The organism is Pseudarthrobacter sp. efr-133-R2A-89 (assembly GCF_030209315.1).
Lineage (GTDB): Bacteria > Actinomycetota > Actinomycetes > Actinomycetales > Micrococcaceae > Arthrobacter.
The window spans coordinates 164,558-190,727 of sequence record NZ_JARVSE010000008.1; the positions used below are offsets into that span (position 1 = coordinate 164,558).

Below are 26,170 nucleotides of genomic sequence, written 5' to 3' on the forward strand. Positions count from 1 at the left end.
GCGGCGCCGCGCGGCGGGCGGCCCATGACGCGACGGCGCAATGTGCCCGGACATCCGCCGCCGCGGCCTGCTGACCCCCGAATGGAACTACGGCTCCGGGATGGGCGACTATAGAGAAGTGAATGACATGCAGGAAGCCACCAGCCCCAATTCCGGCCAGGCACAGCCCGGGGGCCGGCCCGAGGCCGCAAGGACCGGTGCGGAAACCCCCGTAAAGCCCGTCATTCCGGCGGCGGCCGCCAAACGGGCCAACGCCTCGGTGATCGGCATGATCATTGCCCTGGTACTCAGCATTGCCGCGTTCCTGCCTGTGGTCCTGATGAACCCACAGCCGAAGAGTGACGGCTACCGGCCGGATATCGACGTCGCGTCGGTGGCCCGGAACGCCGCGGATGTGGCTGGATTCACACCCGTCGCGCCGGATACCGGCAACGCCTTCCGCGCCAACTACGCGCGGTGGGAGGCCGGGACGGGCAGCGGGGTGCCCACGTGGGAAGTTGGCTATCTGACGCCCAAGACCTCGTTCATCGCCCTCGTGCAGACCAAGAGTGCCAACCCCACCTGGCTCCTCCAACAGACCAAGAACGCCCCCGTTACGGGTACCCGGAACGCCGGCGGCCAGGACTGGGAACTGCGTGACACCGGCAAGGGCGAAAAGTCGATGATCCTGAACTACCGGGGCAGCACCGTCATCCTCTCCGGCGCCGCCCAACTGGACGAATTCTCCACGCTGGCGGCCGCCGTCGTGACCTCCCTGGACAGCAGCCCGGCCGTCACAGTTTCACCCTCGGCGGCCCCCACGCCGTAAGGTGGGGCCGTGACGACTAACCTGACCCCTGCACTGGCCTGGCGCCGCCTGCGCGAAGGCAACGAACGTTTCGTAAACGGCGAGTCCTCCCATCCGAACCAGAACGCGTCCCGCCGTTCATCGCTGGTGGAGACGCAGAATCCGTTCGCGGTGATCTTCGGCTGCTCCGATTCCCGGCTTGCGGCGGAGATCATCTTCGACGTCGGCCTGGGCGACGTCTTCGTGGTCCGCACCGCCGGCCAAGTGATCGACGACGCCGTCCTGGGCTCCCTGGAGTACAGCGTGGGAGTGCTGAACGTGCCCCTGATTGTCATCCTCGGCCACGACAGCTGCGGCGCCGTGACGGCCACCAAGGACGCCGTAGAGACCGGCGAGATGCCGGCAGGCTTCATCCGCGACCTCGTCGAGCGCATCACGCCCTCTGTCCTGACCTCGCTGCGCAACGACCAGCACGAGGTCAACGACATGGTGGTGGAGCACGTCAAGCAGACCTCGCAGCGCCTGGCGGACAGCTCCCGTGTGATTTCCGACGCAATCGAGGCCGGCCGGACCGCCGTCGTGGGCCTTTCCTATCGCTTGGCGGAAGGCCGCGCTGACTTGGTTTACGGAATCGGCGAGCTGTAGCCACACCGTCCAGGGGGCTGCACGGGACCTCCGTGCGGCCCCCTTAACGGTTTTCGATGGGGCGCCTGATCGCCATAAGCTAGCCCCATGACTTCCACTGAAGAGTTCCGCATTGAACATGACACGATGGGCGAAGTCCGCGTCCCCGTGAACGCACTGTACCGCGCGCAGACGCAGCGGGCAGTGGAGAACTTCCCCATTTCCGGCAAGACCCTGGAACGCACCCACATTGAGGCGCTGGCCCGGGTCAAGAAGGCTGCCGCCCAGGCCAACGCAGAACTGGGCGTGCTCGACGGCGAGCTGGCCAAGGCGATTGCAGACGCTGCCGATGAGGTGGCCGCCGGCAAGTACGACGGCGACTTCCCCATCGACGTTTTCCAGACCGGCTCCGGCACCTCCTCGAACATGAACACCAACGAGGTCCTGGCAGAGCTGGCCACGCGCGCCCTGAAGGCTGCCGGCAGTGACAAAGTGGTCCACCCGAACGACCATGTCAACGCTTCGCAGTCCTCCAACGATGTGTTCCCCACCTCGGTCCACGTCGCCGCCACCTCCGCCCTGATCAACGACCTGATCCCCGCGCTGGGCTACCTGGCCGAGTCGCTGGAGCGCAAGGCCGTCGAGTTCAAGGACGTGGTCAAGTCCGGCCGCACCCACCTCATGGACGCCACCCCGGTAACCCTGGGCCAGGAGTTCGGCGGCTACGCCGCGCAGGTGCGCTACGGCATCGAGCGCATCAACGCCTCGCTCCCCCGCGTCGCCGAGGTTCCGCTGGGCGGCACCGCCGTGGGAACCGGCATCAACACCCCCGCAGGCTTCCCGGAGCGCGTGATCGAACTGCTCGCCACGGACACCGGCCTGCCGCTGACCGAGGCGCGCGACCACTTCGAAGCACAGGCAAACCGCGACGGCCTGATCGAAGCCTCCAGCCAGCTGCGCAACATCGCCATCTCCTTCATGAAGATCAACAACGACCTCCGCTGGATGGGCTCCGGCCCCAACACCGGCCTCGGCGAAATCGCCATCCCGGACCTGCAGCCGGGCTCCTCCATCATGCCGGGCAAGGTCAACCCGGTCATCTGCGAGGCGTCCATCATGGTGGCAGCCCAGGTCATCGGCAACGACACCGCCATCGCCTGGTCCGGCACCAACGGCGCGTTCGAGCTCAACGTGGGCATCCCGGTCATGGCCGCCAACCTGCTCGAGTCCATTCGGCTGCTGGCCAACACCAGCCGGGTCATGGCGGACAAGATGATCGACGGCATCACCGCCAACGTGGAGCGCGCCCGCTTCCTTGCCGAGGCTTCCCCGTCCATCGTCACCCCGCTGAACAAGTACATCGGCTACGAGAACGCCGCCAAGATCGCCAAGACGGCCGTCAAGGAGGGCTTGACCATCCGCCAGGCCACCGAGCAGCTTGGCTTCGTGGGCGAGGGCGACGGCAAGGTTTCAGAGGCAGACCTGGAGAAGGCCCTGGACGTCACCACCATGACGGCTCCGGCGCACAAGGCATAACACGCCACAGCGTCCGACGGCGGCCGGAACCTTTCGCAGGAAAGGTACCGGCCGCCGTCGTCGTTTAAGTCCCCTGCGGCTTCCCAATAAACTTGCACTTGTTTAGACTTAGTGCAAAACTTTACTTTGTGAATAACAGTGCAACTTCGGACCCTGGCCTCCGTGAACGCAAACGGGCCGCCACCCGGCGCGCCATCACAGCCGCTGCCCGCAGCATGACCGCCGAGCACGGGCTCAACGGTTACACCGTGGAGGAAGTCTGCGAGGCTGCGGGTATCTCCCGCCGGACCTTTTTCAACTACTTCCCCACCAAGGAAGACGCCATCATCGGCCACGCCGAGGACGACGTTCCGGCCGATGCCATCGAGGAATTCGTGGCCGGTGCCGCCGGCTCCCGCCCCGGCGAAATTTCGCCCACCCTGTTCAGCGACCTGGTCCGGCTCTCCCTCCGCCTGGCCGAGGGCATGACGGAGTCCGAGGAAGAAACGCGGCAGCTGATCGGGGTCGTCAAAAAGGAGCCGCAGCTCATCCTGAAAATCATCGGGGTCACGGAACAGCGCGAAGCCCAGTTCGCCCGGGACGTCGCCAGGCGTGAGGGCGTGGCGCCGGACCACCCAGTGGTGCAGATGGCAGTGGTCCTGCTCAGCACCATCGCCCGCAAGAGCAGCATGGCCTACTTCTCCGACGGCAATACCCGCAGCTATCCGGACCTGCTGCTGGAGAACATTTCCGCCGCCAGCCTCCTTTTCTCCCAGCCATTCGACAGCACGGCCACCGCCGCAGAAGGAAACCAATGAGCACCGCAATCGCCAAGCCGCCGGCAGGACCCCTGCTGTTGACGCAAAAACGCATCTGGATCATCTTCTCCGCGCTGATCGCCGGAATGCTGCTCTCCAGCCTGGACCAGACCATCGTCTCCACGGCAATGCCCACCATCGTGGGCAAGCTCGGCGGCGTGGAGCACCAGGCGTGGATCACCACCGCCTACCTGCTGGCCACCACCATCGTGATGCCGATTTACGGCAAGTTCGGTGACATCCTGGGGCGCCGCAACCTGTTCCTGGTGGCCATCGCGCTGTTCACCCTCGCGTCGGTGGGCTGCGCCCTGGCCACCGACTTCTGGGGATTCGTCATCTTCCGCGCCATCCAGGGCCTGGGCGGCGGCGGCCTGATGATCCTCTCGCAGGCGATCATCGCCGATATTGTTCCCGCCAAGGAGCGCGGGAAGTACATGGGTCCGCTCGGTGCAATCTTCGGCCTCTCCGCCGTGGCCGGCCCGCTGCTGGGCGGCTTCTTCGTGGACCACCTGACGTGGGAATGGGCGTTCTACATCAACATCCCCGTTGGCCTTGCCGCCTTTGCCATCGCTTGGTTTGCGCTGACCCTGCCCAACAAGAAGGCGGAGAAGCGGATCGACGTCCTCGGCGTCGTCCTGCTCTCCGCCGCCACCACCTGCCTGATCTTCTTCACCGACTTCGGCGGCAAGAAGGACGAGGGCTGGGATTCACCCCTCACCTGGGCGTTTGGCGCGGGCCTGCTGGTTTCTGCCGCCGCGTTCGTCATGGTGGAGCGGCGCGCCGAGGACCCGATCATCCCGTTGAGCCTGTTCCGGAACCGGATCTTCATCAACGCCACCGCCATCGGCTTCACCCTTGGCCTGGGCATGTTCTCCGCCATCGCGTTCGTCCCCACGTTCCTGCAGATGTCCTCCGGCACGTCCGCTGCAGAATCCGGCCTCCTCATGCTCCCTATGATGGCCGGCCTCATGGGCACCTCAATCTACTCCGGCATCAGGATCTCCAAGACCGGCAAGTACAAGGTGTTCCCCATCCTGGGCGCCGTCTTCACCATGGCGGCCATGCTCTGGATGACCACCCTTGCGGCCAGCACCCCCATCTGGGTCATCTGCCTGCAGCTGTTCGTTTTCGGAGCCGGCCTGGGCCTGATCATGCAGGTGGTGGTCCTGGTGGTCCAGAACTCGGTACCGGCCGACCAAATCGGCACCGCCACCAGCACCAACAACTACTTCCGCGAAGTGGGCGCCGCCATGGGCGTGGCCGTCTTCGGGTCCATCTTTACCACCCGCCTCTCCGAGGCCCTGACCAGCGCTTTTACCGGCGCGGGAGCCTCCGCCGAGCAGGCCGGGCAGTCCACCCGGACGCTGGACCCGCAGGCGTTAAGCCAGCTCCCCTCACAGTTGCGCGACGCCATCGTGAACGCCTACGCGGATTCGCTTGCACCCGTGTTCTGGTACTTGCTGCCGTTCATTGCCCTGGCGCTGCTGCTGGCCCTGACGCTTAAGCAGATCCCGTTGTCGGATACCGCAGGTATGGTGGCACGCGGCGAGGCGGTCGGCGGGGAGGAGGCAGAACGGCTCGCCGCCGGGCTGCCCGCCAACTCCGCGGCCCGCGCTGCGGACGCCGGCGTGGACGAGCATGCCAGGGACGACGACGGCGAGCTGGTCTCCCCGGGCCGCTGACCGTCGTCGGACGCCTGGGGCAGCCGTGGCCGGCCGGGTGCCGGTCCGGGGGCCTCAGGGCGGCCTGAGGCCAACAGGGACGCCGCAATCTTGGGGGTTGCGGCGTCCCTGTTCCGTACCGCCAACCTTGGCGTCGGGCGCGGAGCCGGGTCCGGGCACTCCTACGGCTCGAAGTAGACGGCTCCAGCCGGCGTCAACGCCTGTCGGATGCTGATGAGGTGGCCCGGCATGAGCTCGGGAAGCTCGTCCAGTCCGAACCAGCCAACCGCCAGGGATTCGTCATCGTTCACCCTGGCTTCGCCGGACACATACCGGCACAAGAACACGACGTCCAGGAATTCGCAGACGTCGCCGTTCGGGTAGGTCACCGGACCCACCGCCCCCACGGATACCACGCGCTCGGCTTCCGCCACCACGGCCGTTTCCTCGAAGATCTCCCGGACCAGACCCCGGGCAGGCTGCTCCCCCGGGTCCAGCATCCCGCTGATCAGAGCCCACTGCCGGTTGTCTGCCCGCTGGGCCAGCAGGATCCTGCCCCCGTCATCGACCACCACGCCCCGGACGCCGGGAACCCAGAGGGGGTCGTTGCCGATCTTCTCGCGCAGTTTCAGGACGTATTCAGGTGCAGGCATAATGCCAGCCTACCGAAGGTCAAAGACGGCCCAAGGCCGTACACCTACGCCGGCAGCAGCATGGCGGCCGCGGCCCCTGCCAACATGAACGGGCCAAACGGTATGGCGGACTTGAGCGTTCCCCTGCGGGCGGCCAGGAGCGCCAGCGACCACAGGCCGCCGAGCAGGAACGCCAGGAAGGTACCGGCAAAGAGATGTCCCCAACTGAGGTAGCCAAGGTACATGCCCAGGACGCCCGCCAGCTTCACATCGCCGAATCCCATCCCGGGCGGATAGGCGAGGCGAAGGACGAAGTAGAAGAGCCAGAGGATCGCGGCCCCCGCCAACACCCTGACGATCGGCAGGATGGGGTTGCCGTTCGGATTCCCCACGGCCGCCACCGCCCCGCCCCAGGCCGCCACCGCCGCTGCGGCCAGGAGAAGGAATCCCGCCACGGCATAGGAGGGGAACACGATGCGGTTGGGCAGGAGATGGTGCCGGACATCGATAACGGTGAGCCGCACGGCCATCACCACAAAATAGAGGCAGGCGGCCAGCACCAGCCAGAAGGCCACGGGGGTGTACTGCCAGAGGTCGCCCAGTCGTCCGATCACCCCTCGGATGCTACTGGATCCAGCCGTACCGGCCGTAGCGCTGCCGCGTAAACTGTGGATATGTCGACCTGGGAGTCCCGGCGCCGGACGGTTCCGGACCCTCCTGGCACGCCCGCGGACCCGGCTGCCGCGTTCCGGAACCTGTGCCGGTCATCCCCCTGGAAGTGGCAGTCCCTGAGGTTCGAGTACTGGGACCAGCCATTCGATGCGGCTCCCGGACCGGGGGCGCCGTTCGTCCGGGCCTGGCTGCGGCGGCCCGGGGCGCTCCGGCTGGAAAGTCCGGATGGCCTGGTGCTGCACAGCACCACGGGCATCAACGATTCCCGTGGCGACTTCTACGTCAGCGCCACCCGCAAGTCCTGGCTCCTGCCGCCCCATTTGGTCACGCCCGTCTACGACGACGCCGGACAGGTCCGCCGGAGGCCTGAGGCAGCGTACGGCGAACCGGGCTTCGGCAACGGTCGCTTCTCGGCCGCCCTGGACCCCGTTGAGCTCGCCGGCAATGCTCCGGTTCCCATCGAATTCCCGGGCAGCAACGCGCTCGATATCAAGGAGGTCCAGTATGTCGAGCACGAGGGCAGGCCCGCCCTGGAAGCTGTGGTGGTCCCGAACGCCGCCTACCACCCGGGGGATGCCGCTGCTCCGCTGTGCCTTCCCGGGCGCACGCGCCTCCGCGTGGACGTGGGCACCGGGGTCTGCGTCGCCAGCCTGTCACTGGAACCGGGGACCGGGGATTATGGGCACTGGATCCGGATCATCGCCGTGGACGAATACATGCTCGATGACCTGTTCCTGGCCCAGTCCATGAACCTCACGGACGTCCGGCGGCATATCACCTGGGACCTCCCCGCCTGAGTGTGACAGGTACCGGTGGCAGCGATCAGCTAGGCTTCGCGGATGACTTCCCTGAGCTCCATCTGGCCCCTTTTCGACCTTCGGCTGGCCACGCCCCGGCTGGAGCTCCGGCCCATCACCGATCAGGACGTGCCCGCCGCCGTGGCAGCGGCCCGCAGCGGCATCCACGAGGCCGGCCGTAACCCGTTCAGTATGCCTTGGACCGAACTTCCGGAAGACGAACTGGGCCCGAACATGGCCCGCTGGTACTGGCGCTGCAGGGCGGAATGCTCGGCGGAAAACTGGACGTTGCTGCTTGGCATCTGGCATGAGGGACGGTTTGTCGGCTGCCAGGACATTGGCGCCAAGGACTTCGCAAACCTCAAGACCGTCCGCACCGGCTCCTGGCTTCAGCAGTCCGTCCAAGGGCGCGGACTGGGGAAGGAGATGCGTGCCGCCGTCGTGCTGTGGGCCTTTGACTGGCTGGGCGCAGAGGTGGCCGAATCCGAGGCCGCGGCCTGGAACGACGCCTCCTTGGGAGTCTCGCGCTCCCTTGGCTACGAACTGAACGGGATCACCCGCAAAGCCTGGGGCACCAAGGTCGAAACGCTCCAGCACGTCCGCCTCACCCCGCAAACCTTCCACCGCCCCGGCTGGACGCTGCAGGTTGAGGGCCACGAGGCGGCGGCGAAGTTCCTGAAGGTCACGTAAGTCCGGGCTGGGTTGGGCGGGCAGTGGCCGGGTCCGTCCGCTTCGAGCCCTTCGCCGTCGCTTAGACACCTCCCGGCGCGCCGCTACGGTCGCTGGGCGACCTGCGCAACGCTCTGGTCGGCGATGCGCTCCTACGCGAAGGACTCGAACCGGACATGTGCGCAACTCGCCGAACGACCGCAGGTGCCCCTATGCGTCGTGTCTAAGCGACGGCGAAGGGCCGTGGCCCGGCGAACCCGGCCACGGCCCCTCACTAAGCGACCTACCCTTCGAGCATCTCTGTCACCAGGGCGGCGATTGGGGACCTTTCGGAGCGGGTGAGGGTGACGTGGCCGAAGAGCGGGTGTCCTTTCAGGGTTTCGACGACGGCGGCGATTCCGTCGTGGCGCCCGACGCGGAGGTTGTCCCGCTGGGCGACGTCGTGGGTGAGGACGATCTTGGAGTTCTGGCCCATCCGGCTCATGACCGTCAGCAGCACGTTCTTCTCCAGCGACTGGGCCTCGTCCACGATCACGAAGGCGTCGTGCAGGGAGCGGCCGCGGATGTGGGTGAGCGGCATGACCTCGAGCATGCCGCGGTCCATGACTTCCTCCACCACTTCCTGGCTGACCAGGGCCCCGAGCGTGTCGAAGACGGCCTGGGCCCAGGGGTTCATCTTTTCGGATTCCGAACCGGGCAGGTAGCCAAGTTCCTGGCCGCCCACGGCGTAGAGCGGGCGGAACACAATCACCTTCCGGTGTTCCCGGCGTTCGAGTACGGCTTCCAGGCCCGCACAAAGGGCGAGCGCCGATTTTCCGGTGCCGGCGCGTCCGCCAATGGACACGATGCCGACGCCCGGATCCATCAGCATGTCGATGGCGAGCCGCTGCTCGGCGGACCGGCCGTGGAGCCCGAAGACATCGCGGTCGCCCTTGACCAGGCGCACCTGCTTGTCCGCGCCCACCCTGCCCAGGGCCGAGCCGCGGTTGGAAAGCAGGACCAGTCCGGTGTTGACCGGCAGTTCCGCCGCGGCGGGGATGAACACGGGTTCGTGTCCGTACAGGGTGGAAATTTCCTGTTCGTCGGCTTCGATTTCGGCGACGCCGGTCCAGCCTGAGTCCTTGACGAGCTCGTTGCGGTACTCGTCGGCGGTGAGGCCCATGGCGGACGCTTTGACCCGCATGGGGAGGTCCTTGGAAACCACCGTGACGTTGCGGCCCTCGTTGGCGAGGTTCTTGGCGACGGCAAGGATCCGGCTGTCGTTGTCACCGCTGCGGAAGCCGAGGGGCAGGACCTCCGCCGAAATGTGGTTGAGCTCCACCACCAGGGTGCCGCCGTCGTCACCAATGGGAATGGCCTGGTTCAGTCCGCCGTGCTTGACCCGGAGGTCGTCCAGGAGCCGCAGGGCCTTCCGGGCGAAGTAGCCCAGTTCGGGGTCGTGCCGTTTTGCCTCAAGTTCGGTGATGACAACGATTGGCACCACGACTTCATGCTCGGCGAACCGCAGGAGTGCCCGGGGGTCCGAGAGCAGGACGGACGTGTCGATGACGAAGGTGTGGATGTCGGCTTCCCTTCCGGAGACAGCGAAACCGGCCGCAGCATCAGTTGCTGCGCCGGTTTCAAAAGTGGCGCGCTCGGCGCGAGAGGTAGCTTTTCCGCCCTGTCCAGCCAGGACCTCGGGCAGTTGTTCAGAAGTAGCCACATCGACTCCAGCCCCGGGCACCAGCCCGGAATTGTTATTGGTGAGGCGGCTCGGCCACGAGGCCGGGTCCGGCCTCCCATACAACCGGTGCGATGTTTCGCTCCATGTATTGGCCTCCCCGATCAGCCGGCGGTTTTGCCTGCTGATGGATATAACGTAAATCCACCCGGGCAAGTTTCCGCAACCATTACGCGGCGATTCCCGTTGCGCGTCGATTAACTCGTTCTGAACCGTGGTTGTCAGGCGCCGAAGCGCCGCTGCCGGCCGGCGTAGTCGCGCAGGGCACGGAGGAAATCGACCTTGCGGAAGGCCGGCCACAGGGCTTCGCAGAAATAGAACTCGCTGTAGGCGCTCTGCCACATCAGGAAGCCGGAGAGCCGCTGCTCCCCCGATGTCCTGATTACCAGGTCCGGGTCAGGCTGGCCGCGGGTGTAGAGGAAGCGGGAGATGTCGTCGACGCACAGGTCGTCGGCGAGCTTGGAAATGTCCATGCCCTTGGCGACGGCGTCGTGCAGGAGTTCGCGGACGGCGTCGACAATTTCCCGTCTTCCCCCGTACCCGACGGCCACGTTGACGTGGATCTTTTCCCGCACCGGGGTCCGCGCAGTCAGCTTGTTGAGCCGCTCGGCCAGGTAGTCCGGAAGCAGCTCAGGGGCACCCATCGCGTGGACGGAAATGTTGGCGTCGTCGTCGAGCCGGTCCAGCGTGTTGGCGATGATGCCCATCAGGAGGTCCAATTCTTCGCTGGACCGGTTCATGTTGTCAGTGGACAGCATGTACAGCGTGACCACCTTGACGCCGAGTTCCTGGCACCAGCCGAGGAACTCATGGATCTTGTCCGCTCCCGCCTGGTGGCCCTGGCTGGTGGGGGCGTTGAACTGCTTGGCCCAGCGCCGGTTGCCGTCCACCATGACGCCAATGTGGCGGGGAATCCGGTCGCGCGGGAGATCTTTCAGCAGCCGGCGTTCGTAGTAGCCATAGAGGAACCCGGGCAACTCCACGCGTCCACTCACCTGACTTTCCTGCCGTACGTACATCCACATCCTAGGCTACCGCCAGCAGCGCTCCGGGACGCGCCGGGGTCCGGGAGGCGGGCCGAACGGTAAGTTACCGACAAGTAACTTACCGTTGCGTAAGTTATTCTGGACCAATGAACAGCGACGCTCCGCACAGTTCCCGGCCGTCCGGGCCCGAGGACAGGAACCCCGGCGACGGGCCCGGGCCCAACGCAGTGGATGATGCTGCCGTCCGACTGGCGGAACTGCTGATGATCAAACCGAAATGGCGGGGCTGGATCCACACAGTCACCGCCCCGCTGGCGCTTGCCGCGGGGATCGTCCTGGTTGTCCTGGCCCCTACTGTGGACCGGCGGATTACGTCTGCCGTCTTTGCGGCCACCGGCGTGCTGTTGTTCGGCGTCAGCGCCGTCTACCATCGCGGCAATTGGTCTCCGCGGGTCAAGCTGGTCCTCAAGCGGCTGGACCACACCAATATCATGCTCGTCATCGCCGGCACCTACACGCCGCTTGCATGGACGCTCCTGGAACGCCCGCAGGCGGTGATCCTCCTGTGGGTCATCTGGTCCGGTGCCATCCTTGGCGTGCTGTTCCGGTTGTTGTGGACCGATGCGCCCCGCTGGCTGTACGTGCCCATCTATATCGCACTGGGCTGTGGCGCCCTGTTCTACCTGCCTCAGTTCTTCCAGGCGAGCCCGGCTTCAGCGGTCCTGATCTGTGTGGGCGGAGTTCTCTACATCACGGGCGCCGTCTTCTACGCCCTGAAAAAGCCAAACTTCAGCTACCACCACTTCGGCTTCCACGAACTGTTCCACGCACTGACGGTGTTCGCCTTCGCTGCACATTTCGTTGCCATCGCCCTGGCCGTCCTCGCCTGAGGGCGGTTTACTCCCCCGGCCGCTGGAGCCCGTTTCCGTTGGACTCCGGCGCTGCCGGGCGCGGGCCGTCGTCGAGCCCGTCCTGCGCGTCAGCCGCCTCCACGTCTGCCGCGGTTGCGGCCGCCATACGTTCTTCCTCCACCTGGGCCCGGTAGCGCACCCGGCGGATCCGCCGCACCATATCGACGATCAGCAGGGCCGTGGCCACCACGAAGAAGGCCGTCATGACGAACCCCAGCAGGCCGGGGGTTACCTGGTCCTCGGAGATCCCGTCCCGCAGCGTCGGCGTGGGCAACGGGGTCGGCGTGGTGGCGAGGCGGAGGAGCAATGAATGCACGATTGATACCTTTTGGTGGAACGGATGCAGCAGGAGGCGGACAGCACGGGCCTGGGCCGCACCCGACTTCTACGCTGGATAGAAAAAGCCTGCTCTGACTATCTTAGCCCGGCGAACAGGTCCTTCTCCGGGAGCTCGGACGGCACCCTCGAATGGATCAGGGAGTAGTCCTCCCAGGGCCAGGTCCGGCGCTGCATGTCGGGTGAGACGGCGAAGAAGAACCCCAGCGGGTCCACCTGCGTCCGGTGGGCGCGCAGGGCGTCGTCACGAACTTCGAAGTAGTCGCCGCAGTCGATCTGTGTGGTGGTGGGGTGCGGCGCCGGCGGCGGGGTGTGGCCCTCGGCATCGGATTCGAGCCACGCGGCCAAACGCTCGGCATACGGGGACTGGAGGCCCGCCTCTTCCAGCGCAAAGTGGAGCGCCCGGAACCGTTCGGGGCTGAAGGCACGGTCATAGTAGAGCTTGCTCGGCTCCCATGCCTCCCCGGCGTCCGGGTAGCGTCCGGGATCGCCGGCGGCTTCGAAAGCTTCCACCGCCACGCGGTGGGCCATGATGTGGTCAGGGTGGGGGTAGCCGCCGTTTTCGTCGTAGCTGAGGATGACGTGCGGCTTGAAGGAACGGACCAGCCGCACCAGCGGTGCCGCAGCCCGTTCCAGGGGCAGCGTGGCGAACGAACCAGCCGGAAGCGGCGGAAGGGGATCGCCTTCCGGAAGTCCCGAGTCCACGAATCCAAGCCACGCCTGCTTGATGCCCAGGATGGAGGCTGCGTTGGCCATTTCCAGCCTGCGGGCACCGGCCATGTCCCGCTTCGGGTGTGGCTCGCCTTCGACTGCCGGGTTCTGGATGTCGCCGCGCGACCCGTCCGTGCACGTTGCCACCATGACGTCCACGCCCGTGGCTGCGTACATGGCCATGGTCGCAGCGCCCTTGCTGGATTCGTCGTCCGGGTGGGCATGGACTGCGAGCAGCCGGAGCGGCACCTGGGAGTTGCTGGACGCTGTCATGGAAAGGACGGCTCCTTATTCTTGTTTCGCGGCTGGTGGCAGCCGAAGGATATTGTCGCGGGCGTAGTGCCTCACCGGCGGCCACGGCCGCCGCAGAGGGCCGGCGGAAAGGGCACTAAACTGGTCTGGTGACTTCCCCGGACCAGCCGGCCCAACCCGCGCCCGCAAACACTAGCCTAGCCAATCGGTATGGTGCTAAAAAGCGCCGGTTCACTCCCAAGGCCACCCGCACCGCCATCGGAATCGCCCTGGCGGCCGGAATCGGGTTCCTCGCCTGGGTTTCGACGTCGAATTCGTTGTCCGGGGTGACGTATAAGGACATCGGCTACAGCACCACCGATTCCACCGTCGCCGAGGTCGACTTCCAGGTCACCCGCGAGCCCGGGAACGCCGTAAAGTGCGCCGTCAAGGCGCTGGATTCCAAGTTCGCCGTCGTGGGCTGGAAGGTGGTTGACATCCCGCCGTCGGCGGCGGACGGAACGGCCGACGGCGGCAGGACAGTCGCCCAGCGCGTCACCCTGCTGACCGAGTCCGAGTCCGTGTCGGGCCTGGTGGACAGCTGCTGGATTCCCAGCCAGGCGCAATAAGGGATGTGACCCGCGACTCGTCCAGGTTGGGTTATCTCCAAGTGATTGACTACACTGGAGAGATACCTTTACCCCGCTGAGCTGGTTGCTGCTCCACAAGTGGCCACCATGGCGGGGTCTTTTGCATGTAGGACCACCAGAGGAGAAGTCCGTGTCTACCACCAACAGCGCTTCTGCGGCCTGGCTCACCCAGGAAGCTTTTGACCGCCTGAAGGCAGAGCTGGACCACCTTTCCGGCGCAGGCCGGGCGGAGATCGTCCAGAAGATTGAAGCAGCGCGGCAAGAGGGCGACCTCAAGGAAAACGGCGGCTACCACGCAGCCAAGGAGGAGCAGGGCAAGATTGAAGCCCGCATCCGCCAGCTGACGGTGCTGCTTCGGGATGCCCACGTGGGTGAAGCACCTGCCGATGACGGCATCGTGGAACCGGGCATGATCGTGGTGGCCAAGATCGCCGGGGACGAAGAGACGTTCCTGCTGGGCTCCCGTGAAATCGCCGGCGACTCCGATCTGGATGTCTTCAGCGAAAAGTCGCCGCTGGGCGCCGCCATCGTGGGCCACAAGGAGGGCGACACCCTCAGCTACGTCGCCCCGAACGGCAAGGACATCAAGGTGGAGATCCTCTCCGCCAAGCCCTACGCAGCCTAGCCTTCGCCCGCCTGGTTGACGCCGGTACACTGCGGCGGCCGTCCCCTCAGGGGAGACGGCCGCCGCAGTGTTTTAAGTGCCGCCCGGGTCGGCGAACCGTTACCCCGCTCAGGGCTCCACGGCTGCTGGGATGCGGGGCCGAAGGAGGAGCGCCGCCACGACGCCGCCGGCAGCACCGCCCAGGTGGGCTTGCCAGCTCACGTAGCCCGCAACGAATGGCAGTGCGCCCAGCAGGATGCTCCCGTATCCCATGAACAGGACCACGGCGAGCAGGATCTGCCGCCAGCTCCGGTTGAAGAACCCGCGCACCAGGAGGAACGAGAACAGCCCGAAGACCAGGCCGGATGCCCCCACGGTAACGCCGTCGCCAATGAACCACACGGTCAGGCCGCTGCCCAGCCAGCTGAAGGCCAGCGCAGTCAGGAAGACGCGCAGCCCGGACAGGAACACCAGGAACCCGAAGATAACCAGGGGAAAACTGTTGGAGAGCAGGTGGTTCAAGTTGGCGTGCAGCAGCGGGAAGGTGAAGATGTCCAGCAGCCCGTCGACGCTCCTGGGCCGCAGCCCGAACGTCCTCACCAGCGCGCCCATCATCAGCGAGTTGGCCACCTCCAGGGCGAACAACAGGGCAAGGAAGCCGCCCAGCACCGCCAGGCCGCCCTTCGCGCGCGACGCCAGGGTTTGGCGCCCGGGGAAGCGTGCGTTACCAGCAGGTCCGGCCATGCGCTGTCCTAATGCACCACGATCGGCTGGAAACCTTCAGCGCGGAGTGCGCTGAGGACCTGCTCGCCGTGCTGGTGGCCCTTGGTTTCAAGGTTCACCGTGATGGATACGTCGCCCATGCTGATGGAACCACCCACGCGGGTGTGGTCCAGGCCGGTGACGTTCGCATCGTTTTCGGCGATGATGCGCGCAATGGTGGCCAAGGAGCCGGGACGGTCGTCCAGCATCATTCGGACGGTCATGTAGCGGCCCGCGGCGGAGAGGCCGCGCTGGATGACCTTGAGCATCAGCATGGGGTCGATGTTGCCGCCGGAGAGAACCGCCACCGTGGTTCCCGGGTTCTCGATCTTGCCGTCCATCAGGGCCGCGACGCCCACCGCGCCGGCGGGCTCCACCACCATTTTGGCCCGTTCCAGCAGGAAGATCAGGGCGCGGGCCAGGGAGTCCTCGCTGACGGTGACCACGTCATCGACCAGTTCGCGGATGATGCTGAAGGGCAACTGTCCCGGGCGGCCCACGGCGATGCCGTCAGCCATGGTGGAAACCTTCTTCAGGGGCACCAGGGCATCGGCGGCCAGCGAGGGCGGGTAGGCGGCGGCATTCTCCGCCTGGACCCCGATGATGCGGATCTCCCGGCCGAGCTCCCTGGCCCGGGCCTTGATGGCGACGGCGACCCCGGCAAGGAGCCCTCCGCCGCCCACGCCCATGAGTACGGTGTCAACGTTGGGTACCTGTTCCAGGATCTCAAGGCCAACGGTCCCCTGCCCTGCCACGACGTCCACGTTGTCGAACGGGTGGACAAAGACCATACCGGTCTCGTTGCTGTAGCGCTGTGCTTCGGCGAGCGCTTCGTCAACGTTGTGGCCATGCAGGATCACTTCGGCGCCATGGCTGCGGGTTGCCGCGAGCTTGGGCAGCGCCACTCCCAGGGGCATGTAGATACGGGCTTTGATGCCAAGGCTTTTGGCGGCAACTGCAACGCCCTGGGCGTGGTTGCCGGCCGAAGCTGCCACGACGCCCCGCTTTTTCTCTTCCGGGGAGAGCCGAGCCATGCGGACGTAGGCACCGCGCACCTTGAATGACCCGGCCCGCTGCAGGTTTTCGCATTTGAAGTAGACGTCGCCGCCCACCATGCCGCCCAGCGCGCGGGACGATTCCACGGGGGTGCGCGCAATAATCCCGTCAAGCAGCTTCTGCGCCTCAAGGACATCGTCCAGTGTGACGGGAAGGGTTTCAAGGATCTTCACGGACTACTCTCCTCTGGATTCGGCTCCGGTGCCCTCTCGGGAGGCGGTGCGGGCATCGCGGTGTTCGGCTGTTGCGCCGGCCGCCTCGAGCCCGGCATCGGATGCAGCCTGCGGTTCAACGTCCTCGATGGTGTTGTCCCCGCCCGCTCCGGCTGTGATGGGCTTTCCGGCGATGACCGGCACCTGTTCATGTTCCCACGTTCTTGCGGCAATGTAGCGAACGGCCGAGTTTGCTACGGCCAGGATGGGTACCGAGAACAGCGCCCCGGGGATTCCGGCGAGGTACGAGCCCGCCGCCACACTGAGGATTACCGCCACCGGATGCAGCGAGACTGCCTTGCCCATGACCAGGGGCTGCAGGATGTGGCCCTCGAGTTGCTGGACCAGCAGGACGATGGCCAGCATCACCAGGGCATTGACCCAGCCGTTGGCCACCAATGCGAGCAGGATGGCGACGGCGCCCGTCACCAGGGCGCCCACCACCGGGATGAAGGAACCGAGGAAGACCAGCACGCCGAGCGGAAGGGCCAGCGGGACACCGATGATGGCCGCTCCGACGCCGATTCCGATCGCGTCGACGGCAGCCACAAACATCTGGATGCGCGCATAGCTGACCATTGACGCCCAGCCCTTCCGGCCTGCACCGAAGGTCGCGGCCCGGGCCTTTCGGGGCAGCAGCCTGACCAGGAAAGCCCAGATCCGGTCTCCTTCCAACAGGAAGAAGATGAGGATGAACAGCGACAGGAGCATCCCGGCGGCGAAGTGGCCGGCGGTGCTGCCGAAGGAGAGCGCACCGCTGAGGATGCTGCTGCTGTTGTTCTGCAGCGCGTCGCTGGCGTCCTTGACGTACTGGTCCACCTGGGCGTCCGTGAGGTGCAGGGGGCCGGTGGACAGCCAGTCCTGGACCTGCCGTATGCCTTCGAGGGCCTGTGACCAGAGCTCTCCAAACCCGACGGCAAGCTGGCGGCCCACCAGTGCCAGCGCACCCGCGATGACCCCAATGAAGCCCAGGACCGTCACGGCGACGGCGAGCCCGGCGGGCAGGCGACGGCGTTTCAGCCAGTGGGTGACGGGGCTCAGGAGTCCCGCGAGGAGCGCGGCCACCATGATCGGAATGATCAGGAGCGTGATCTTGCTCAGCAGCCACACGAGGGTTCCTGCCATCAGCAGGATCAGGCCCAGCCGCCAGGACCAGGATGCCGCAATGCGGACGCCGTAGGGAATGTCCTTGTCGAGTTCACGATCCGTCAGCACCCTCAGCGGGGCGGCGGTGGCAGAAGGTCGGCTTGCCTGGGTCACGGCGTCCTCATGTGGCGTCATAACCCAATCCTTCCGCAGCCTTGCGCTAATGGGAAACCAACGCCCCGGCCTGGGCCGGGACATAGTCGATCCCCCATTCGATGCTGAAGGATTCGCCCGGCACCAGCCAGCGAAGGCCGTCTCCGGAGTTGAAGGCGTTCGCTGGACCGGTCATCGGTTCCACGGCCACGGCGCGGGCCCGTCCGGGGTACTCGGTGCTCACGAAAACGTGGACGTAGCGGCAGGCTTCATCCTGCCAGAGCGACACTGCGGCGCCGTCGGCGGCGGCCAGGGTGTGCCGCGCCCTGCCCCCTTCGTAGCGCAGGCCGGTCAAGGCAACATCCACTGCGAGATTGGCAATGGCGCTGCCGGAACGGAAGTCGGTATCTCCTTCCACCGGCGCCGTGCTGCGCGGAATCAGGCGGTCATCGGCCACCAGCCGGGTTTCGGCGGCGACTGTCAGCACCAGCTCCTCAACCGGGGTGTCGCCGACCCGCAGGTAGGGGTGTGCGCCCAGAACGAACGGGGCCGGCGCCGTGGCATCGTTGATGAGCGTCTGCCTGACGTGGAGTCCCAAGTCTTCGGTGAGCTGGTACTGCACCCGGTGCCGGGCCAGGAAGGGGTACCCGTGCTGGGGAAAGATGGTGGCTTCAAGTTCCACCGAGTCCTCCGACTTCCCCACGAGGGAGTAGCCGGTGTTCCGGAGGAGTCCGTGGCTGGCGTTGTTGCGGGACACTTCCGTGATGTCCAGCTGTTGCTTCTTCCCGTCCAGGTACCAGGTCCCGTCCTCCACCCGGTTGGCCCAGGGCGCCAGCGTGATACCGGTGGCGCCGGGAGCGATCTGGTCATCGCCGTACGTTTCGGTGAGCAGGACACCGCCACGGCGGTACGAGCGCAGGCCTGCGGCCAGCTCGGTGACCACGGCCGCGGCATCACCGCGGCGCAGTTCGTATTGGCGGCCGGTGGCGCAGGACGGGAGGGACGCGGCACCCTGGTTTTCGGGTTGGGAAGAGGCAGTCATGGGCTTACCGTACAACGGGCGGCGTCGCACCCGCATGAGCGTCACTGTTACTTTTTGTTGTTAACTATTCTTTATTGAGCGTTTATGAGAAACTTTTGCCATGACAGGGATGACCACCACCACGCTCTCCGACGGTCGGGAACTGATGTACTTCGACGATGCGGGCACCACCACGCCACGGACCGCGGAACTCACCAAGGACCATCGCGGGCTGCCGCCCAGGGGCGAGCCGGGCGAGCTCCGCTTCGACGCACTGACCGGGGAATGGGTGGCTGTGGCTGCCCACCGCCAGACACGAACACACCTGCCTCCGGCGGACCAATGCCCCATTTGCCCCACCACGGACTCGAACGCGTCAGAGATTCCGGCTTCCGACTACGACGTGGTGGTATTCGAAAACCGCTTCCCGTCCCTCGGCCCTGCGCTGGGGCCCGTTCCGGCAGATCCGGGATGGGGAACGAAAGGTCCCGCCTACGGCCGCTGCGAGGTGGTCTCCTTCACCCCGGAACACACCGGTTCTTTCAGCGGACTGACCCGGGAACGGTCCCGCACCGTGATCGAGGCGTGGGCACAGCGCACCGCTGCGCTCAGCGCCATGGCCGGCATCAAGCAGGTGTTCCCGTTTGAGAACCGGGGCGCGGATATCGGCGTGACGCTGCATCACCCCCACGGACAGATCTACGCCTACCCCTACGTCACACCCCGCGCCGGCGTCCTGGGCGCTGCCGCCCGGAAGTACTACGACGCCAAGGACGGGAGCGATACCCTGACCGGCTCCCTGCTGCGTGCGGAACGCGAAGACGGCAGCCGAATGGTGGTGGAGGGCACGCATTTCAGCGCCTATGTGCCCTTCGCCGCCCGGTGGCCCTTGGAGATCCACTTGGTCCCGCATCGCCACGTCCCCGACCTCGCTGCCCTGGACGGGGAGGAAAAGGACGAACTCGCGGAGGTGTACCTCGACCTGCTCAAGCGGGTGGATGCCCTCTACCCCACGCCCACGCCCTACATCTCCGCATGGCACCAGGCTCCCCTGGATGATGTCCTCCGCCCGGCCGGCTACCTCCACCTGCAGCTGACCTCCCCGCGCAGGGCAGCGGATAAGCTGAAATACCTCGCCGGCTCGGAGGCAGCGATGGGCGCGTTCATCAACGACACCACGCCGGAGAGCGTGGCGGAGCGCCTGCGCAGCGTCTCTGTCCCGTCGTCGACAAAGCCGTCCGCCATGGCGGCCGCACCAGAAGGAGCTTCCGCGTGAGCAGCCAGGACCAGGCCGGCACAGCCCCGGTCTCCGCCGACGATCTCGCCGCCCGCTTCGCCGAGGCTTTCGGTGGCACTCCCGACGGCGTGTGGCAGGCGCCGGGACGGGTCAACCTCATCGGCGAGCACACCGACTACAACGAAGGGTTCGTCCTTCCGTTCGCCATCGACCGCACGGCCCGGGTGGCCGTCGCGGTCCGCCCGGACCGGACCGTGCGGCTGCTGTCCACCTACGGTGACCAGGGCACCGTGACCACGTCACTGGACTCCCTGCACCCCGGAACGGCCAAGGGCTGGACCAAGTACCCCTTGGGAGTCATGTGGGCCCTCCGGCAGCGGGGCATCGACGTCCCCGGCCTGGACCTGCTCCTGGACTCCACCGTGCCGCTGGGCGCCGGCCTGTCGTCGTCGCACGCCATCGAATGCGCCGTGATCTCAGCCCTCAACGACCTCACCGGCGCCGGGCTTGGGGCCGAGGAGATGGTGCTGGCAACGCAGCGTGCGGAGAACGACTTCGTGGGCGCGCCCACCGGGATCATGGACCAGTCCGCGTCGCTGCGCGGCGCCAAGGGCCATGCGGTGTTCCTCGACTGCCGGGACCAGAAAGCCGCCCTGGTTCCGTTCGAGACAGAACCCGCCGGCCTGGTGCTGCTGGTCATCGACACCAAGGTGTCCCATTCCCACGCCGACGGCGGCTACGCCTCCCGGCGCGCGTCCTGCGAGCTCGGGGCGGAAGTCCTCGGGGTCAAGGCGCTGCGGGACGTCCAGGTGGGTGACCTTGAAGAGGCTGCCGGGCTGCTCGATGAGGTGACGTTCAGGCGGGTACGGCACGTGGTGACCGAAAACGACAGGGTGCTCCAGACCGTCGAACTCCTGGACGGTGCCGGTCCGGTTGCCATTGGGCCCCTGCTGGACGCCAGCCACGCCTCCATGCGCGATGATTTTGAAATTTCGTGCCCGGAGCTGGACCTGGCCGTTGACACGTCCCGGGCGAACGGGGCCCTCGGCGCCCGCATGACCGGTGGCGGATTTGGCGGGGCCGCGATCGCCCTGACCCCCGTGGATGCGGAGCATCAGGTTCGGACCGCCGTCGCCAAGGCCTTCTCCGACGCCGGCTTCAAGGCACCGGACATCTTCACTGTCTCCCCGGCCGCCGGAGCCATGCGTATCGTCTAGGCGCGCGGCCCTGACGGGCTGCGGCACGTAAAAAGGCCGTGGGCCCCACCGTTTGGTGGGGCCCACGGCCGTTGCTGACGACGGCGGCAGTAGCCGCCGGTGCCTAATCGTCGCCGCGCAGGATGGCCAGCAGGCGGATGATCTCCACGTACAGCCAGACGAGCGTGACAGTCAGGCCGAAGGCGGCGGTCCAGGAGAAGCGCTGCGGAGCACCGCTTCGGACTCCGGCCTCGATGCTGGTGAAGTCCATGACCAGCGAGAAGGCTGCCAGGCCGATGGCCAGCAGGCCGATGAAGACACCCAACGGGATGCCGAAGATCTCAAAGGAAGTGCGGAGGCCGAACGGAGACTGCACGGCTCCGGTCCACATCATCACCATGTTGATCAGCGCGAAGACGGCATAGCCGATCAGGGCGATCATGAAGAAGCGCATCGCACGGGGCGTAGCGCGGACTTTGCCGCTCTTGAACAGCACCAGGGTCACGGCGAAGACGGAGAGGGTGCCGATAACGGCCTGCAGGCCGACGCCGGGGAACATGCCGTCCAGGATCCGTGTCAGGCCGCCGAGGAACAGGCCCTCCAGGGCGGCGTAGGCCAGGATCAGCGCGGGTGAGGGCTGCTTCTTGAAGGTGTTGACCATGGCCAGCACGAAGCCGCCCAAGGCGCCGACGATCATCAGCAGGGAAGCCAGGCCCTGCGCCACCACCAGGGTGACTGCTGCGCCCACCACCACTGCACCGAGGCAGGCTGCGGTCTTCATGATGACGTCGTCGAATGTCATCCTGCCGGTGTCGGCGGGGCCAGCAGACGGCTGGTTGTACATCTGCTGGAGTTGTTCGTCCGTCATGCCCTGGGGTTGGGTGCTCCACCCCTGCTGGCCATACGACGGCTGGCCGTACGGCTGCTGACCGTAGGGTGCCTGGCCGTAAGGAGCACCGTAGGGTGCCTGCGGGACAGGCTGTGCCTGGGTGGCGCCACGGAAACTCTTTCCGTTGAAGATCGGGTTGCCGCCAAGTGCCATTGCGGAATTCCTCCATGTGGGTGTGGGTGATGAGCTGTTGGTTACGCTACCAAGTCCCACGTGGCGGCTGTGGTGAAAGTTCCCGCGGGGCCCGGTTGCAACCGAACCGTGACCGTTGCCTCCCGGACAACCGGGCCCCGCCGGGCGACTATCCCACGCCCAGGTAGGCCTCTTTGATGGAGGGATCTTCCAGCAGTTCCTTGCCGGTGCCGCTGTGCGTGATCTCGCCGGTCTCCAGGACGAAGGCCCGGTGCGCTCCCGCCAGGGCCTGGTTGGCGTTTTGCTCCACCATCAGCACAGTGGTTCCCTGGTTGTTGATCTCCTTGATGATCTTGAAGATCTGCCGGATGAACTGCGGCGCGAGGCCCATGGACGGTTCATCCAGCAGGAGCAGCTTCGGGTTGGACATCAGGGCCCGTCCGATGGCGAGCATCTGCTGCTCACCGCCGGACATGGTTCCGCCGAACTGCTTCTCGCGTTCCTTCAGGCGTGGGAACAGGTCAAAGACGCGGTCCAGGTCCTTGGATACACCGCTTCTGTCCTTGCGCCCAAAGGTGCCCATGTCGAGGTTTTCCATCACCGTCATGCCCGGGAAGATCCCGCGGCCCTCGGGCGCCTGCGAAATCCCGTGCACCACCCGGATGTGCGCCTTCATCTTGGTGATGTCCTGGCCCGCGAAGGTGATCTTTCCCTCGGAGCAGTTCAACAGGCCGGAGATGGTGCGCATGGTGGTGGTCTTGCCGGCACCGTTGGCGCCGATCAGCGCCACCACTTCGCCTTCCTCCACGGTGAAGGAGATGTTCCGCAGTGCCTGGATGCGGCCGTAATGGACGGAAACGTCCTCAAGTTCAAGCAACGTCATCTTCAGGCTCTCCTAGGTAGGCGGCAACGACCCTCGGGTCTTCGCGGATCTCGCGCGGCAGTCCGTCCGCGATCTTCTTGCCGAACTCCAGCACCACGATCCGGTCGGTCACACCCATCACGAGCTTCATGTCGTGCTCGATCAGCAATACGGTGTAACCCTCGTCCCTGATGGTGCGGATGAGCGCCATCAGCTCCTCTTTCTCGGCCGGGTTGAAGCCGGCTGCCGGCTCGTCGAGGCAGAGCACCTTCGGATCAGTGGCCAGTGCCCGGGCGATCTCCAGCCGGCGCTGGAAGCCGTAGGGCAACTGGCGGGACAGGACGTGGGCGTGGCTGCTGATGCCCACGAAGTCCAGCAGGGCCATGCCGCGCTCGATGGCGGACTTCTCCTCCTTGATGTGGGTGGGCAGGCGCAGCAGGGCCCCGCCCACGCTGGTCCGGTGCCGCGCATCCAGGCCCACCACCACATTTTCCAGCGCCGTCATCTCGCCGAAGAGCCGGATGTTCTGGAAGGTGCGGGACAGGCCCAGGCGCGTGATCTTATGCTGCTTGATGCCGTTCAGGACCTGGCCCTCCAACACCACTTTCCCGCTGGTTGGCTTGTAGACCCCGGTCATGGCGTTGAAGCACGTGGTCTTGCCGGCGCCGTTGGGACCGATAAGTCCCAGGATCTCGCCGCGCTTGATGTTGAAGCTGATGTTGTCCAACGCCACGAGGCCGCCGAACTTGATGGTGAGGTTTTGGACCTCCACGATGTTGTCGCCCACCGCAACCGCGATATCGCGGTCCGGCGCCACTTTTTCGGCCAGTTCCTGGTCCACCCCTGCTTCGGCCAGGGCCTCGATGTCTATTTCGGGTGCTACAGCTGCGGGGCTGCCCTTGTCCGGCTGCTCCTCGACGCTGCCCGGGCCGGCCTGCCGTTCCTCGGAACTCATGCCTCCGCTCCCCTCTCTCCGGCCGTGCGGGTCCCGGGGCCGGCTGTTGGATTGTCCGTGTCTTTGGTTTCCGTGTCCCGGGCCGTGACCTTATTGAAAGCCGTCCGGCCGTAGGCGAGCAGGCGCTGCCGTGCCGGGAGCAGCCCCTGCGAGCGGAAGATCATGATCAGCACCAGGGCGATTCCGAAGATCAGGTACTTGTATTCGGCGATGGCCGTGAACCTCAAGGGAATGTAGCTGACCAGGGCCCCGCCCAGGATGGCACCGACCTTGTTTCCGGCGCCGCCGAGCACGACGGCAGCCAGGAACAGGATTGAGGTGGTGACGTCGAACTTCTGGTTGTTGACGAACCCCACCTGCCCGGCGAAGAGCGCCCCCGAAAGGCCGCCGATCGCGGCGCCGATGGCGAATGCCCACACCTTGTACTTGAAGGTGGGAACACCCATGATTTCAGCTGCGTCCTCATCCTCGCGGATGGCGATCCAGGCCCGGCCAACCCGGCTGCGCTCCAGGTTGCCCACCAGGAGGGTGACGATGATGATGATGGTCAGGGTCAGCCAGTACCAGGGCACACCGTTCGAGTTGGAGAAGATGGGCGTACCGTCAGCTTCGGTGCCGGGCGGATGGCCGACGTTCTGGAAGCCGACCTGGCCCTTCATGGCCGGAATGATCGTGGCCAGGATGCGGACGATCTCACCGAATCCAAGCGTCACGATGGCCAGGTAGTCGCCGCGAAGCCGGAGGGTGGGGACACCCAGCACCACGCCGAAGAACATTGTCACGGCCATGGCCACCGGAATGGTCCACAGGTACGGGATGTGCAGGAACGGTGAGTCGGGGCTGGTCAGCATCGCCGCGCAGTAGGAGCCGACGGCGAAGAAGGCGACATACCCAAGGTCCAGCAGGCCTGCGTATCCCACCACCACGTTGAGGCCTACCGCGATGAGGGCAAACCGTGCCATGTCGAAGCACGCCAGGGCGAAATTGTTGCCCGGTTCGGTGGTGATGATGGGCGGGTTGAGCAGCGGGAGCAGGTAGGCCAGGACAACGACGATGACCAGGAAAGCCCACTGTTGCTGGCGGGACAGGGCGTGCCAACGGTCGGAGAAGTACCCGGATTTGCGTTTCCCGCGCTGGCGCAGATCGCTCTTGCCGGCCGCCTTGGACGAGGCTTCCCGGTCCTCAGCCGCCTGCGCGGCGGCCGCCGTCTGCAGCGGCGTGGGTCCATCCGTCATGCTCATGCTTTGCTCCTTCCAAGGGACGTTCCCAGGATGCCTTCGGGCCGCAGGAGCAGCACGAGCACCAGCACCACAAAGGCCACGACGTCGGTCCACTGCGAGTTTCCGAGCAGGATCTGGCCGTAGTTGCCGATCAAGCCAAGCAGCAGTCCACCCAGCAGGGCGCCGCGGACGTTGCCGATGCCGCCGAGCACGGCTGCGGCGAAGGCCTTGATGCCGAGGACGAATCCGCCGCTGTACTGGACACCGGAAGGGATTTTCATGACGTAGAACAATGCGGCGGCTCCTGCGAGCAGGCCTCCGATGATGAAGGTGGTAATAATGATGCGCTCTTTGTTGACACCCATCAACGTCGCGGTGTCCGGGTCCTGGGCGACTGCCCTGATGCCGCGGCCGGTGCGGGACTTGCTGATGAAACGGTCAATGCCGACCATCATGATGACCGCCGCGATGATGATCACCAGCTGCTGGGAATCGACGATGGTGCCGAAGACATCGAAGATGGGGGTTGGCCGGAACATTGTCAGCGCAAGTTCGGGGCTGGGGCCGCGCCACAGGTAGATGAGGTACTGGATGGTGAATGAAGCGCCGATGGCGGTGATCAGGAAGACCAGGCGCGGGGCGTTGCGTTGCCGAAGCGGTTTGTATGCAATCCGCTCCAGCAGGAAGGCCGTGACTGCGGAGGCCAGCATGGCCAGGACCAAGGCCAACAGCAGGTTCAGGATGATGGCCCAGATGTCGAGGCGGGGAACGGAAGGGCCGAAGCCAAGGCTGCTCAGGGTGAAGAAGACGGCGTAGCAGCCAACGATGAACACCTCAGAGTGGGCGAAGTTGATCAGGTTCAGGACGCCGTAAACCAGGGTGTAGCCAAGGGCCACCAGCGCGTAGATGGCGCCGAACGTCAGGCCGTCAAAGGTGGCACTCCAGAAATTCTGGGCCAGGGACGGTATATCGAAAGTAATCCAGTCATTTTCAGTCGGGAGCAGTGGGACGAGAGAGGGAAGCATGGGAACATCCTGATCCAGTTGCACGGGGCCTTGTGGGCCC

General features: G+C 65.9%; 27 protein-coding genes. 12 read left to right on the forward strand and 15 right to left on the reverse strand.

Features of this window, described 5'->3' with window-relative positions:
* Positions 1–40 precede the first annotated feature (40 nt).
* From QRM95_RS14625 to QRM95_RS14645, 5 genes are all read left to right on the forward strand, one after another.
* The gene (locus QRM95_RS14625) at positions 41–808 is read left to right on the forward strand and encodes a DUF4245 domain-containing protein (RefSeq protein WP_285248276.1); all 768 of its coding nucleotides are present in this window, start codon (positions 41–43) and stop codon (positions 806–808) included.
* Between the two features lie 9 nt (positions 809–817).
* Positions 818–1,432, forward strand: coding sequence for a carbonic anhydrase (locus QRM95_RS14630; protein ID WP_285248277.1), 615 nt, complete (start codon positions 818–820; stop codon positions 1,430–1,432).
* An 87-nt stretch (positions 1,433–1,519) separates the two neighbouring features.
* Entirely contained in the window at positions 1,520–2,947 is a 1,428-nt protein-coding gene (locus QRM95_RS14635; RefSeq protein ID WP_285248278.1) for a class II fumarate hydratase, read from the forward strand.
* A gap of 128 nt (positions 2,948–3,075) precedes the next feature.
* Positions 3,076–3,744, forward strand: a complete 669-nt coding sequence (locus tag QRM95_RS14640; RefSeq protein ID WP_285248279.1) for a TetR/AcrR family transcriptional regulator — start codon at positions 3,076–3,078, stop codon at positions 3,742–3,744.
* Positions 3,741–5,426, forward strand: coding sequence for an MDR family MFS transporter (locus QRM95_RS14645; protein ID WP_285248280.1), 1,686 nt, complete (start codon positions 3,741–3,743; stop codon positions 5,424–5,426). Before QRM95_RS14640 ends, QRM95_RS14645 begins: the two co-directional genes overlap by 4 nt.
* A gap of 161 nt (positions 5,427–5,587) precedes the next feature.
* Here the strand turns inward: QRM95_RS14645 and QRM95_RS14650 are convergent, their stop codons facing one another.
* Together QRM95_RS14650 and QRM95_RS14655 are read right to left on the reverse strand one after the other, a co-directional pair.
* Positions 5,588–6,058 (reverse strand): NUDIX hydrolase, encoded by a 471-nt coding sequence (locus QRM95_RS14650; RefSeq protein ID WP_285248281.1) that lies wholly within the window; start codon positions 6,056–6,058, stop codon positions 5,588–5,590.
* A gap of 44 nt (positions 6,059–6,102) precedes the next feature.
* A complete protein-coding gene (locus QRM95_RS14655; RefSeq protein ID WP_285248282.1) occupies positions 6,103–6,651 on the reverse strand; it encodes a prepilin peptidase in 549 nt (182 codons plus the stop codon).
* Between the two features lie 60 nt (positions 6,652–6,711).
* Here QRM95_RS14655 and QRM95_RS14660 point away from each other — a divergent pair, with 60 nt between their 5' ends.
* The gene (locus tag QRM95_RS14660) at positions 6,712–7,506 is read left to right on the forward strand and encodes a hypothetical protein (RefSeq protein WP_285248283.1); all 795 of its coding nucleotides are present in this window, start codon (positions 6,712–6,714) and stop codon (positions 7,504–7,506) included.
* A 42-nt stretch (positions 7,507–7,548) separates the two neighbouring features.
* Positions 7,549–8,196 carry a GNAT family N-acetyltransferase gene (locus QRM95_RS14665; protein WP_285248284.1) on the forward strand — a complete coding sequence of 216 codons (648 nt, stop codon included), beginning with the start codon at positions 7,549–7,551 and terminating at the stop codon, positions 8,194–8,196.
* A gap of 262 nt (positions 8,197–8,458) precedes the next feature.
* Here QRM95_RS14665 and phoH2 read toward each other — a convergent pair whose 3' ends face one another.
* Both phoH2 and QRM95_RS14675 read right to left on the reverse strand, forming a co-directional pair.
* Complete coding sequence (gene phoH2 / locus QRM95_RS14670) at positions 8,459–9,877, reverse strand: RNA 5'-3' helicase PhoH2 (RefSeq protein WP_285248285.1); 1,419 nt, start codon at positions 9,875–9,877, stop codon at positions 8,459–8,461.
* Positions 9,878–10,116: 239 nt separating this feature from the next.
* Complete coding sequence (locus QRM95_RS14675; RefSeq protein WP_018761888.1) at positions 10,117–10,878, reverse strand: isoprenyl transferase; 762 nt, start codon at positions 10,876–10,878, stop codon at positions 10,117–10,119.
* A gap of 149 nt (positions 10,879–11,027) precedes the next feature.
* On the opposite strand from QRM95_RS14675, the gene trhA reads away from it, so the two are divergent.
* On the forward strand, positions 11,028–11,771 hold the full coding sequence (gene trhA, locus QRM95_RS14680; protein WP_502934970.1) for a PAQR family membrane homeostasis protein TrhA: 744 nt from the start codon (positions 11,028–11,030) through the stop codon (positions 11,769–11,771).
* A 7-nt stretch (positions 11,772–11,778) separates the two neighbouring features.
* Here trhA and QRM95_RS14685 read toward each other — a convergent pair whose 3' ends face one another.
* A complete protein-coding gene (locus QRM95_RS14685) occupies positions 11,779–12,108 on the reverse strand; it encodes a hypothetical protein (protein ID WP_109863465.1) in 330 nt (109 codons plus the stop codon).
* A 98-nt stretch (positions 12,109–12,206) separates the two neighbouring features.
* On the reverse strand, positions 12,207–13,112 hold the full coding sequence (mca, locus tag QRM95_RS14690) for a mycothiol conjugate amidase Mca (RefSeq protein WP_018761891.1): 906 nt from the start codon (positions 13,110–13,112) through the stop codon (positions 12,207–12,209).
* A 128-nt stretch (positions 13,113–13,240) separates the two neighbouring features.
* Between mca and QRM95_RS14695 the strand changes: the two genes are divergently transcribed.
* Together QRM95_RS14695 and greA are read left to right on the forward strand one after the other, a co-directional pair.
* Complete coding sequence (locus tag QRM95_RS14695) at positions 13,241–13,699, forward strand: DUF4307 domain-containing protein (protein ID WP_285248286.1); 459 nt, start codon at positions 13,241–13,243, stop codon at positions 13,697–13,699.
* Positions 13,700–13,850: 151 nt separating this feature from the next.
* Positions 13,851–14,345 (forward strand): transcription elongation factor GreA, encoded by a 495-nt coding sequence (greA, locus tag QRM95_RS14700; RefSeq protein WP_018761893.1) that lies wholly within the window; start codon positions 13,851–13,853, stop codon positions 14,343–14,345.
* Positions 14,346–14,453: 108 nt separating this feature from the next.
* Here the strand turns inward: greA and QRM95_RS14705 are convergent, their stop codons facing one another.
* From QRM95_RS14705 to QRM95_RS14720, 4 genes are read right to left on the reverse strand one after another with little or no spacing between them, the layout of a single operon-like run.
* Positions 14,454–15,068: a rhomboid family intramembrane serine protease gene (locus QRM95_RS14705; RefSeq protein WP_285248287.1), complete on the reverse strand. Its 615-nt coding sequence runs from the start codon at positions 15,066–15,068 to the stop codon at positions 14,454–14,456.
* An 8-nt stretch (positions 15,069–15,076) separates the two neighbouring features.
* Positions 15,077–16,315 (reverse strand): threonine ammonia-lyase, encoded by a 1,239-nt coding sequence (ilvA, locus tag QRM95_RS14710; protein WP_285248288.1) that lies wholly within the window; start codon positions 16,313–16,315, stop codon positions 15,077–15,079.
* Between the two features lie 3 nt (positions 16,316–16,318).
* A complete protein-coding gene (locus QRM95_RS14715) occupies positions 16,319–17,635 on the reverse strand; it encodes an AI-2E family transporter (RefSeq protein WP_285248289.1) in 1,317 nt (438 codons plus the stop codon).
* A 25-nt stretch (positions 17,636–17,660) separates the two neighbouring features.
* A complete protein-coding gene (locus QRM95_RS14720; RefSeq protein WP_285248290.1) occupies positions 17,661–18,635 on the reverse strand; it encodes an aldose 1-epimerase family protein in 975 nt (324 codons plus the stop codon).
* 100 nt (positions 18,636–18,735) lie between these two features.
* Between QRM95_RS14720 and galT the strand changes: the two genes are divergently transcribed.
* Both galT and galK read left to right on the forward strand, forming a co-directional pair.
* Positions 18,736–19,890 carry a galactose-1-phosphate uridylyltransferase gene (gene galT, locus QRM95_RS14725; RefSeq protein WP_285248291.1) on the forward strand — a complete coding sequence of 385 codons (1,155 nt, stop codon included), beginning with the start codon at positions 18,736–18,738 and terminating at the stop codon, positions 19,888–19,890.
* On the forward strand, positions 19,887–21,068 hold the full coding sequence (gene galK / locus QRM95_RS14730; protein WP_285248292.1) for a galactokinase: 1,182 nt from the start codon (positions 19,887–19,889) through the stop codon (positions 21,066–21,068). The genes galT and galK overlap by 4 nt, the downstream gene beginning before the upstream one ends.
* Before the next feature lie 103 nt (positions 21,069–21,171).
* Here galK and QRM95_RS14735 read toward each other — a convergent pair whose 3' ends face one another.
* The 5 genes from QRM95_RS14735 to QRM95_RS14755 form a co-directional block, all read right to left on the reverse strand.
* Positions 21,172–22,089: a Bax inhibitor-1/YccA family protein gene (locus QRM95_RS14735; protein WP_285248293.1), complete on the reverse strand. Its 918-nt coding sequence runs from the start codon at positions 22,087–22,089 to the stop codon at positions 21,172–21,174.
* 148 nt (positions 22,090–22,237) lie between these two features.
* Positions 22,238–22,951 (reverse strand): ABC transporter ATP-binding protein, encoded by a 714-nt coding sequence (locus tag QRM95_RS14740; protein WP_285248294.1) that lies wholly within the window; start codon positions 22,949–22,951, stop codon positions 22,238–22,240.
* Positions 22,938–23,885, reverse strand: a complete 948-nt coding sequence (locus QRM95_RS14745; RefSeq protein ID WP_285248295.1) for an ATP-binding cassette domain-containing protein — start codon at positions 23,883–23,885, stop codon at positions 22,938–22,940. The genes QRM95_RS14740 and QRM95_RS14745 overlap by 14 nt, the downstream gene beginning before the upstream one ends.
* The gene (locus QRM95_RS14750) at positions 23,882–25,126 is read right to left on the reverse strand and encodes a branched-chain amino acid ABC transporter permease (protein ID WP_285248296.1); all 1,245 of its coding nucleotides are present in this window, start codon (positions 25,124–25,126) and stop codon (positions 23,882–23,884) included. Before QRM95_RS14750 ends, QRM95_RS14745 begins: the two co-directional genes overlap by 4 nt.
* Entirely contained in the window at positions 25,123–26,130 is a 1,008-nt protein-coding gene (locus QRM95_RS14755; RefSeq protein ID WP_018761904.1) for a branched-chain amino acid ABC transporter permease, read from the reverse strand. The genes QRM95_RS14750 and QRM95_RS14755 overlap by 4 nt, the downstream gene beginning before the upstream one ends.
* Positions 26,131–26,170: the final 40 nt, after the last annotated feature.